This is a genomic window from Inquilinus sp. YAF38 (genome assembly GCF_052113205.1).
Lineage (GTDB): Bacteria > Pseudomonadota > Alphaproteobacteria > DSM-16000 > Inquilinaceae > Inquilinus.
The window spans coordinates 1-8,902 of sequence record NZ_JBFRCU010000153.1; the positions used below are offsets into that span (position 1 = coordinate 1).

The window sequence follows — 8,902 nt, forward strand, 5'->3', positions numbered from 1 at the left end:
GGTCGACATCGAAGATCGCCAGCGTGCCGACCCCGAGGGTGAGGGCGGCATGCGCCACCGCCGCCCCGGCACCGCCGGCGCCGAGCTGGACCGCGCGGTCCTTGCGCACGTCCGGCAGGCCGCGCCGGACGCTCTCGGCGAAGCCCCACCAGTCGGTGTTGTGGCCGGTCCGGCGGCCGTCCTCGAACACCACGGTGTTGACGGCGCCCAGCGCCCGCGCGTCGTCGGACAGGGCGTGCAGCAGCGGGATCACCGCCTGCTTGCAGGGATGGGTGATGTTGAGACCGGCGAAGCCGCGCCGCTCCGCCGCTGTGACCAGCTCGGGCAGCGCCTCGACCCCGCGGCCGAGCGCCTCGAGGTCGATCAGCTCGTACTCGTAGCGCAGCCCCTGCTCCGCCCCCTCGCGCATATGCATCGCCGGAGTCCGCGACGCCTGGATGCCGGCGCCGATCAGGCCGACGCGAAGGGTGGTGGGGCGGATATGGGTCATGGACAGCTGCGCCGCTACATCTTTGAGCGAAAATGTACTAACTGGTACGTTCATGTCAATTGCCGCCGAACGGGTCGGAACACCAAAACGGCATGCTGCGCCATGCTGCCCATCTTGAATTGTCGCGGTTCAGCGGCCAGTTGGACGACGGCGCCGATGATTGTCGGGGCTCTTGACGAGGGGGCAATGCCATCCACTGACCTGACGCGCCGGTCGACGATCCCGATCGCCGACGACGAGCCGGCCAGTGCTGTGCCGCGACAGCGGCTGCTGAAGCACGAGGGTTTCTCCCGGCTGCTGGCGCTCGAACTCGCCCGGCACGCCTTGGCGCGGCCGGAAACCGAGCGGCCGCTGCTCGAGTGAGACGGCACGCTCCGGCGCCGCCGGATCCTCCATCCCCCACCACTCCGAGGGACCTCTCGTGGACTTCTCCTGGATCTCCGACCCGACCGCCCTGATTGCCCTGGCGACCCTCGTCGTCATGGAGGTCGTGCTCGGCATCGACAACCTGATCTTCATCTCGATCCTGACCAACAAGTTGCCTGAAAGCCAGCGCAGCAAGGCGCGCCGGATCGGCATCGGGCTGGCTCTGATCCTGCGGCTCGGCCTGCTAGGCACGGTCTCGATCATCGTCCAGCTCACCGCGCCGGTGTTCGAGGTCCTCGGCCATCCCTTCTCCTGGCGCGACCTGATCCTGATCGGCGGCGGCCTGTTCCTGGTGTGGAAGGCGACGAAGGAGATCCACCACAGCGTCGACCCGGCCCCGGCCGACGACGTCTTCGGCAGCGCCAAGGCGACGCTGGGCTTCGGCGCCGCCATCGGGCAGATCCTCCTGCTCGACCTGGTGTTCTCGCTCGACAGCATCATCACCGCGGTCGGCATGACCGATCACGTGGCGATCATGGTGATCGCTGTCATTTTTGCCGTAGCGGTGATGCTGGCCGCCGCCGATCCGCTGTCCCGCTTCATCCACGCCAACCCGACCGTGGTGATGCTGGCGCTCGGCTTCCTGATGATGATCGGCATGACGCTGATTGCCGAGGGCTTCGGCGCGCATGTGCCGAAGGGCTACATCTATGCCGCGATGGCGTTCTCGGCCCTGGTCGAGGGGCTGAACATGCTGTCCCGCCGGGCCGCGCGCGGCAAGGCTCCGGCCCAGACCAAGCACTGATCGTGGCGTGAGGTGGGGCCGTCCAGGCGGCCCTATCCCACCCGCGGCAGGCTGATGGTGGCGCGCAGGCCCTTGGCCTGGTTGGCCAGGACGATGTCGCCGCCATGGTGGCGCACGATGGTGCGGGCGATCGACAGGCCCAGGCCGACGCCGCCGGTCTCCGGGTTGCGCGAGTTCTCGATCCGGAAGAACGGGGCGAAGACCTGCTCGGCGGCGCCGTCCGGGATCCCCGGCCCGTCATCCTCGATCACGATCTCGATGCCGTCGCCGGCCCGCGCCACATGCACCCGGGCGCGCTCGCCGTAGCGGACCGCGTTCTCGACCAGGTTGCGGACGGCGCGGCGCAGCGCGTCGGGCCGGCAGCGATAGCTGATCTTCGGCCCTTCGATGAAGGTGACGTCCCGGCCCAGCTCGGCCAGGTCGTCGCACAGGCTCTCGACCAGCGCCGGCAGGTCGACGGCGCGGGTGCCCTCGGCCGTTGACTCCTCGCGGGCGAAGGCCAGCGTGGCCTCGGTCATCTTCTGGACCTCGGCGATGGTCGCCAGCATCTTGTCGCGCTCCTCCGCATCGGCGACGAACTCGGCTCGCAGTCGCAGGGTGGTCAGCGGCGTGCGCAGGTCGTGGCCGATCGCCGCCAGCATGCGGGTGCGGTCCTCGACGAAGCGCTGCAGCCGCTCCTGCATCCGGTTGAAGGCCTCGGCGGTGTTGCGGATGTCGTCCGGCCCGGCCTCCGGCAGCGGCGCCCCGGTTTCGCCGCGGCCGAGCGCCTCGGCGGCGACGGCCAGGCGCCGCATCGGCCGGGCGATGCCGCGCGCCACGATGATGCCGAACACCGACAGCATGACCGCGGTGACCGCGACCGACACCACCGCCTGGTTGGTCCAGAACGAATTGCCGGTCGGTTTGGCATAGGCACTGTTCAGCCAGGCGCCGCCGTCCAACTGGGCCGACAGGCCCATGCCGTAGGCCTCGTCGAGATACAGGAACCTGGCCGGGCGCGACAGCGGCCAGGCATGCGCCGGCACATCGACCCAGGGCGTGGTCACGGCCGCCGCGGCCGTGCCGATGCCGAGGATCTGGGCCGATTCCCGGCGGTCATCGGGCTTGTCCTGCTTCGGCGCTTTCGGCCCCCAGGGCGTCAGGCTCGGCAGCGGCTTGGCCAGCTGGGTCCAGGCCTCGCGACGCCAGGCCGTGGCGTCGCCCGGGCCATCGGGCGACACCCAGAAGCGGCTGTAGGAGGTGCCGCTGGCGCTCAGGATGTCGTCCTGCAGCGCCGGCGGCGTCGCCTCCAAGAGGCGGGCCAGCGACGCGGTGCGGCTGAAGAACTCGCTCTTGGCGGCGGCCTTCAGCGCCTGGCCGCGCTCATCCCACGAGATCAGGAAGCCGATGCCCTGCGACAGGGCGAGGGCCAGCAGCATCAGACCGATGAACTGGGCCGCCAGGCTGTGGGTCCACCACCGCCTCATGCCGGCTCGACCTCCGCCACGAAGCTGTAGCCGCCGCCCCAATGGGTCTTGATCAGGGCCGGCACCTTGGGGTCGGCCTCGATCTTCTTGCGCAGGCGGCTGACCTGGTTGTCGATGCTGCGGTCGAAGCTGTCGGCGGCGCGGCCGACGGTCAGGTCCAGCAGCTGGTCGCGGCTGAGCACCAGCCCGGCATGGTCGAGGAAGGCGTTCAGCAGCCGGAACTCCGCGGTGCTGAGCGCGACCGCCACGCCGTCCTCCCCGACCAGCTCGCGCCGGCCGACATCCAGCAGCCAGCGGTCGAAGCGCAGCGCCTTGGCCTTCAGCCGGCCGCGCTGCGGCGGCAGGCTGTGGACCCGGCGCAGCACCGCCTTGATGCGGGCCAGCAGCTCGCGCGGGTTGAACGGCTTGGTCAGGTAGTCGTCGGCGCCGATCTCGAGGCCGATGATGCGGTCGGTGTCGTCCGCCATCGCGGTCAGCAGGATCACCGGCAGGTTGCTGGTGCCGCGCAGATAGCGGCACAGCGACAGCCCGTCCTCGCCCGGCATCATGACATCCAGCACGACCAGGTCGGGCGCGCTGCGCTCCAGCATGCGGCGCAGCGCCGCCGCGCTTTCGGCGACGCTGACCCTGTAGCCGTGCTGCGACAGGTATTTGCCGACGAGGTCGCGGATGTCGCGATGGTCGTCGACGACGGCGATGTGCGGTATGGATTCCATGCTGCGCTCCACGGCCCGAACATACCGAAAACGGCGCCGGACCCCGCGCAGGAAATTGTATCAGATTGTCTCGGATCGCGGCTTTGCGACACTCCGCGACTCAAAACCCGGTCCGGTGACAGATCCCTGCGACAGTTGCCCGCCATAGTGCCCCCATCAGCGTAAACAGCGATGGTCAGGGCCATGTGGGCAATCGGACAGAACAGCCATGACAGGCCGCGCCTGCCGGCGCTGCGCCCGGCCGGCCGGGCGTCGGATCGGGTCGAAGCACCGCGCTCCGCCTTCGCCGCGGTGCTGTTCGCCGACATCGTCGGCTTCACCCGGCTGTGCCGGACGCTGGAGCCGGCGGGCAGCTTCGCCCTGCTGTCCGGCTTTCACCAGCGCATGGCGGAGGCGGTGGCGGAGCATGGCGCGGTGATCGGCGACCCGATCGGCGACGGCATCATGGCGGTGTGGTGCGGGCCTGTCCCTGCCGCCGGCCGCGCGGCCCTGCGCTGCGGCTTCGCCATGCTGGAGGCGATCGAGGACTGGAACCGGGCGCGGCGCGACGGCCTGCCCGTCCGGATCGGGGTCGGCCTGCATGCCGGCGCGGTGATGATCGGCCGGGTCGGCGCCGCCGGTCACGCCAGGCTCGGCGCCTTCGGCGACACGGTGAATGTCGCCCATCGGCTGGAGCGGATGACCCGGACCCGGCACAGCGACATCATCGTCTCGGAGGAGCTGTTCCGGGCGGTGGCCGACCATGCCCCGTCGGAGCGCCGGCTGGCCCATTTTCCCGTCGTCTGCAGCGCCGGGATCCCCGGCCGGGCGGAAGGGCTGGCGATCCGCATGGCGGCGCTCGGCTGAGCGGCCCGGGAATATCGTATCGAACTGTCCGATCCAGTCCTTGACGCGACACTCCGCGACAAACCCGCCGGCCACTCGGCACAGTTCTGCGACAAGCGGCCGGCATGGTGCGTGAGCATCAGTGAAAGGATGACCCCCATGCATGACGCGACACAGATCCGGCCGGCCGCGGCGGGGACCGCCCTCGGGACCGGTCCTGCGATCGGCCTGGAGCACATCGAGCCGGGTTGGCGCCCGCCGGTCGACCGGCTGGCCCTCAGCTGGAACGAGGTCGCGGCCGGCTGGCTGTCTGTCTTCGGCCTGGTGGCGATTCTGGGCGTGAGCACGATCATCCGCCACGAGCCGATGGGCGAACCGGTCTACCGCTCGGCCGGCCTGCCCGGGCCCGGCGCGGCGGCCGGCACCGAGATCTGCCATGGAGAGGCGCCGGCCCAGGTCGCCAACCCCTTCCTCGCGGCCGCGCGGCCGCCGGGCCAGGCCTGACCACACCTTCGGAACGAAGAGAGATGTCCGTGATGATCCGACCGGCCCTGCTGCTGGCCTTCGCCGCGCTGCTTGGCGCCCCCTTGCCCGCCGCCGCCCAGGACGCTGCGGCGGGGGAGCGCGCCTTCCGCACCCGCTGCGCCTCCTGCCACAGCGTCGAGCCCGGGCAGAACCGGGCCGGCCCCAGCCTCGCCGGCGTGGTCGGCCGCAAGGCCGGCAGCGTCGAAGGCGCTCGATACTCCCAAGCCCTGCGCGACTCCGGCATCACCTGGGACGCCCAGTCGCTCGACGGCTTCCTGGCCGATCCGCGCGGCACCGTGCCCGGCACCAGCATGACGCTGCGCCTCGCCGACGCCGCGCAGCGCGCCGCCATCATCGCCTATCTCTCCGGCCGGTAACCCGGCCGGGACTTTGTATCAAACCGTGTCAGCGGGCCGTTTCGAGACGGCTCGCGACAAAGCCCGGGGCCGCCGGACAAGGTTCTGCGACAGCCGGCCCCCAGGCTTCGATCGTGCAACCACCACAGGAGACGTGTCGTGATCACCAGACTCCCCGTTCCGGTCCTGGCCGGCTTCGCCCTGCTGGCCACCATCGGCACCGCCCTGGCCCAGGGCGACGGCTGCATCGAGCGCAATGCCAAGGCCCAGAGCACCCCGACGACGACCACGACGGCCCCGGCGCCGGCCTCGGACGCCAAGCCGAGCTGAGGCGAGGCGGGCACCGGACCCACCCGGTGCCCGCCAGTCGCGTGACGCCATTCCGGCCCCACCCAGCCCAACCGCGAGGCAGCCATGGCCTTCACCCTCAGGATCAACGGAACCGAGCGCAGCGTCGACGTCGAGCCCGACACGCCCCTGTTGTGGGTGCTGCGGGAGCAGATCGGCCTGACCGGCACCAAATACGGCTGCGGCATCGCCCAGTGCGGCGCCTGCACCGTGCATATCGACGGCGTCGCCACCCGGTCCTGCGCGATGCCGGTCAGCGGCATCACGCCGGACCAGCAGATCACCACCATCGAGGGGCTGTCGCCCGACGGCTCGCACCCGGTGCAGCAGGCCTGGGCGGCGCTCGACGTGCCGCAATGCGGCTACTGCCAGGCCGGCATGATCATGGCCGCGGCGGCCCTGCTGCAGCAGAACCGCAGCCCGACCGACGACGACATCTCCACCGAGATCACCAACATCTGCCGCTGCGGCACCTACAACCGGGTGCGGGCGGCGATCAAGCAGGCCGCCGCCAATGGCGGCTCGGTCCAGAGCGGCTGAGGGAGGCGAGAATGACGATCGTGCAGAGCGTATCGCGCCGCGGCTTCATCGTCAGTGCCGCCGCCGCGATCGGCGGGCTGTCGCTGGGCTTCCGCGTGCCCTTCGCCGGCGAGGCCCTGGCGGCCGAGGCGGTGTCCGAGATCAATGCCTGGGTCGTGATCCAGCCGGACGAGACCGTGGTGATCCGTATCGCCCGCTCCGAGATGGGGCAGGGCACCCTGACCGGGCTGGCCCAGCTGGTGGCGGAGGAGCTGGGCTGCGACTGGTCCCGCGTCACCACCGAATATCCGACCCCGGGCGAGAACGTCGCCCGCGACCGGATCTGGGGCAATTTCTCCACCGGCGGCAGCCGCGGCATCCGCGAATCCCACGACTATGTCCGCAAGGGCGGGGCGGCGGCGCGCGAGATGCTGGTCGCGGCCGCGGCGGCGGAATGGCAGGTGCAGCCGGCGGATTGCGCGGTCGACAAGGGCGTGATCAGCCATGCCGCCAGCGGCCGCAGCACCACCTTCGGCAAGGTGGCGACCGCCGCGGCGCAGCTGACGCCGCCGGCCGACATCACGCTGAAGGACCCGGAGGACTGGACCATCGCCGGCAAGCCGCTGCCGCGGCTGGACACGGCGGACAAGCTGACCGGCAAGCAGATCTACGGCGCCGACATCGTCCGGCCCGGCATGCTGAACGCCGCGATCAAGGCCTGCCCGGTGTTCGGCGGCAGGCTGAAGAGCTTCGACGCCGCCGCCGTCGCGGGCATGCCCGGCGTGCGCAAGGTGGTGCAGGTCGACGACACCACCGTGGCGGTGGTGGCCGACACCTGGTGGCGGGCCAAGACCGCGTTGGACGCCCTGCCGGTGGTCTGGGACGAAGGCCCCAACACCGGCGTCAGCAGCGCCTCGATCGCCGAGATGCTGGCCGCCGGGCTCGATGCGGGCGACACCTTCATCGGCAACCAGGTCGGCGATGCGCCCAAGGCGATCGCCGGCGCGGCCAAGACGGTCACCGGGGTCTACGCCTATCCCTTCCAGAACCACGCCACCATGGAGCCGATGAACGCCACCGCGGTGTGGACGCCGGAGCGCTGCGAGGTCTGGGTGCCGACCCAGAACGGCGAGGCCAGCCTGGCGGCGGCGGCCGACGCGGCCGAGCTGCCGGTGCGGCAATGCGAGGTGTACAAGATCCATCTCGGCGGCGGCTTCGGCCGGCGCGGCAACTTCCAGGACTATGTGCGCCAGGCGGTGCGCATCGCGAAGCAGATCCCCGGCACGCCGGTGAAGCTGCTGTGGTCGCGCGAAGAGGACATGCTGCACGGCGCATACCATCCCACCACCCAGTGCAAGCTGACCGGCGTGCTCGATGCGGACGGCACCGTGACGGCGCTGCACATGCGGATCTCCGGCCAGTCGATCCTGGCGGCGGTGCGGCCGGAGGGCATGCAGAACGGCATGGACCCGGTGGTGTTCCAGGGCCTGGTCGGCAGCGGCGCGGAAGGGGTGATCGGCTACACCGTCCCGAACCTGCTGGTCGACCACGCCATGCGCAACCCGCCGGTGCCGCCGGGCTTCTGGCGCGGCGTCAACCTGAACCAGAACGCGGTCTACCTGGAGTGCTTCATCGACGAGCTGGCCCATGCCGCAGGGCAGGACCCGCTCGCCTTCCGCCGCAAGCTGATGGCGAACCACCCGAAGCATCTGGCGGTGCTGGAGGCGGCGGCGGAGCGGATCGGCTGGGGCAGCCCGGCGCCGGAGGGAAGGCATCGCGGCTTGGCCCAGATCATGGGCTTCGGCAGCTATGTCGCCGCCGCGGCCGAGGTCTCGGTCACCGACGGTCGCCTGCGGATCCACCGCATCGTCGCCGCGACCGACCCCGGCCACGCCGTCAACCCGGCGCAGATCGAGCGCCAGGTCGAGGGGTCCTTCGTCTACGGCCTGTCCGCCTGCCTTTACGGCGAATGCACCGTGAAGGGCGGCCGCATGGAGCAGGAGAATTTCGACACCTACACCGTGCTGCGCATGGACGAGATGCCGGCGGTGGAGACGATCATCCTCCCGTCCGGCGGCTTCTGGGGCGGGGTCGGGGAACCGACCATCGCAGTCGCGGCCCCGGCGGTGCTGAACGCGATCTTCGCCGCCACCGGCAAGCGCATCCGCACCCTGCCGCTGGTCAACCACGATCTGAGCGCATGACCACGCGTCAGGTGCTTGCCGACATGCCCGTCCTGGCCCAGGCCAATCGGATGACTGGCGGGCGACGTTGTCTTGCCTCTCCCGCTTGCGGGAGAGGTCGGAGACGCGAAGCGGCTCCGGGTGAGGGGATAGCGGCTTCGCCGAAAGCACAGCCTTGCAGAGAGCGAGCGCATGATCCGCCCGGTCCTGAAACGCTGACCCTGGTGTCGCGGCCGAGCCGCCCTCACCCGGTCTCGCTGCGCGAGCCCGACCTCTCCCGCAAGCGGGAGAGGCAACGAACAG

At 70.7% G+C, this 8,902-nt stretch carries 11 protein-coding genes; 8 read left to right on the plus strand and 3 right to left on the minus strand.

The window, feature by feature from the left end; translation table 11 throughout:
- Positions 1-490: shikimate dehydrogenase (locus AB4Z01_RS35045; RefSeq protein ID WP_441701314.1), on the minus strand; the 490-nt coding region annotated here is incomplete at its 3' end.
- 186 nt (positions 491-676) lie between these two features.
- Here AB4Z01_RS35045 and AB4Z01_RS35050 point away from each other — a divergent pair.
- Both AB4Z01_RS35050 and AB4Z01_RS35055 read left to right on the plus strand, forming a co-directional pair.
- The gene (locus tag AB4Z01_RS35050) at positions 677-853 is read left to right on the plus strand and encodes a hypothetical protein (protein WP_441701315.1); all 177 of its coding nucleotides are present in this window, start codon (positions 677-679) and stop codon (positions 851-853) included.
- A gap of 58 nt (positions 854-911) precedes the next feature.
- The gene (locus AB4Z01_RS35055; protein WP_441701316.1) at positions 912-1,661 is read left to right on the plus strand and encodes a TerC family protein; all 750 of its coding nucleotides are present in this window, start codon (positions 912-914) and stop codon (positions 1,659-1,661) included.
- 32 nt (positions 1,662-1,693) lie between these two features.
- Here the strand turns inward: AB4Z01_RS35055 and AB4Z01_RS35060 are convergent, their stop codons facing one another.
- On the minus strand, positions 1,694-3,127 hold the full coding sequence (locus AB4Z01_RS35060; protein ID WP_441701318.1) for a sensor histidine kinase: 1,434 nt from the start codon (positions 3,125-3,127) through the stop codon (positions 1,694-1,696).
- Positions 3,124-3,843, minus strand: a complete 720-nt coding sequence (locus AB4Z01_RS35065; protein WP_441701320.1) for a response regulator — start codon at positions 3,841-3,843, stop codon at positions 3,124-3,126. The genes AB4Z01_RS35060 and AB4Z01_RS35065 overlap by 4 nt, the downstream gene beginning before the upstream one ends.
- Positions 3,844-4,026: 183 nt before the next feature.
- Between AB4Z01_RS35065 and AB4Z01_RS35070 the strand changes: the two genes are divergently transcribed.
- From AB4Z01_RS35070 to AB4Z01_RS35095, 6 genes are all read left to right on the plus strand, one after another.
- Positions 4,027-4,689, plus strand: coding sequence for an adenylate/guanylate cyclase domain-containing protein (locus AB4Z01_RS35070; RefSeq protein ID WP_441701322.1), 663 nt, complete (start codon positions 4,027-4,029; stop codon positions 4,687-4,689).
- A gap of 138 nt (positions 4,690-4,827) precedes the next feature.
- Entirely contained in the window at positions 4,828-5,172 is a 345-nt protein-coding gene (locus tag AB4Z01_RS35075; protein ID WP_441701323.1) for a hypothetical protein, read from the plus strand.
- A gap of 32 nt (positions 5,173-5,204) precedes the next feature.
- Entirely contained in the window at positions 5,205-5,570 is a 366-nt protein-coding gene (locus tag AB4Z01_RS35080) for a c-type cytochrome (protein WP_441701325.1), read from the plus strand.
- 138 nt (positions 5,571-5,708) lie between these two features.
- Complete coding sequence (locus AB4Z01_RS35085) at positions 5,709-5,879, plus strand: hypothetical protein (protein ID WP_441701327.1); 171 nt, start codon at positions 5,709-5,711, stop codon at positions 5,877-5,879.
- Between the two features lie 84 nt (positions 5,880-5,963).
- Positions 5,964-6,437, plus strand: coding sequence for a (2Fe-2S)-binding protein (locus AB4Z01_RS35090; protein WP_441701329.1), 474 nt, complete (start codon positions 5,964-5,966; stop codon positions 6,435-6,437).
- 11 nt (positions 6,438-6,448) lie between these two features.
- Positions 6,449-8,620 carry a molybdopterin cofactor-binding domain-containing protein gene (locus tag AB4Z01_RS35095; RefSeq protein ID WP_441701331.1) on the plus strand — a complete coding sequence of 724 codons (2,172 nt, stop codon included), beginning with the start codon at positions 6,449-6,451 and terminating at the stop codon, positions 8,618-8,620.
- Positions 8,621-8,902: the final 282 nt, after the last annotated feature.